We start from the raw sequence: 1,114 nt of genomic DNA, 5'->3' as shown, positions 1-1,114 counted from the left end.
GCCTCCCAACTATCCTGTACATCTAATCTCAAAATCCAATATCAGCCTACAGTAAAGCTCCACGGGGTCTTTCCGTCCTAGCGTGGGTAAGTCGCATCTTCACGACTACTACAATTTCACCGGATCCTTTGTTGAGACAGTGCCCAAATCGTTACACCTTTCGTGCGGGTCGGAACTTACCCGACAAGGAATTTCGCTACCTTAGGACCGTTATAGTTACGGCCGCCGTTTACTGGGGCTTAAGTTCTAGCCTTCGCGTTCGCTAAGCCTTCCCCTTAACCTTCCAGCACCGGGCAGGTGTCAGCTCCTATACTTCATCTTACGATTTTGCAGAAACTTGTGTTTTTGGTAAACAGTCGCTTGGGCCTGGTTTCTGTGGCCTGATCGCTCAGGCTCCCCTTCTCCCGAAGTTACGGGGACATTTTGCCGAGTTCCTTAACAAAGGTTCTTCCGCGCGTCTTGGTATTCTCTACCTCCCTACCTGTGTCGGTTTTGGTACGGGCGCTTTGGTCTTGATAGTGACTTTTCTTGGCAATTTGAAATCGGCTACTTCTCTACTCATGTTTTCGATACCTATCACACATTAGCCTTTGGATTAGCGGATTTGCCTACTAATCAGCCTTTGTGCTTAGACTGCCTTCCATCGGGCAGCTTAGCTTATCCTCTTGCGTCATCACTTCTCTATAGCGACTTTAAGCGGTACAGGAATATAAACCTGTTATCCATCGGCTACGCCTTTTGGCCTCGCCTTAGGTCCCGACTTTCCCTGAGGGGACGAGCCTTGCTCAGGAGTCCTTGGGGTTTCGACGGGAGTGATTCTCACACTCCTTCTCGCTACTCATGCCAGCATTCTCTCTTGTATTAAGTCCACACCTGCTTTCGCTTGGGCTTCTTCCCTAATACAATGCTCCTCTACCACTGATAGAGTATTTAAAATTGCTGGTAAATACTTTGACGTTTTAACCAGTTACATATATTAATATATGCGATTGTTTTCGGTGATAATCGTAGTTTCAACTTACCTTTTACTTGTGATTTTGCGTAATTAATTAGTTGATAACTCGTTTATCTTGATTGTATTGTTAATATTTCCGTCTAAGTTTTACCTTTTTCT

At 45.5% G+C, this 1,114-nt stretch carries 1 rRNA gene; it reads right to left on the bottom strand.

Annotated features, from left to right (window positions below):
* Positions 1–1,114 (bottom strand): 23S ribosomal RNA (locus tag OC526_RS08280); the annotation flags it as partial.

The organism is Anaerococcus sp. Marseille-Q5996 (genome assembly GCF_946893725.1).
Lineage (GTDB): Bacteria > Bacillota > Clostridia > Tissierellales > Peptoniphilaceae > Anaerococcus > Anaerococcus martiniensis.
The sequence above is the reverse complement of the archived record's forward strand: the minus strand, read 5'-3'. Positions and strand labels throughout refer to the sequence as shown.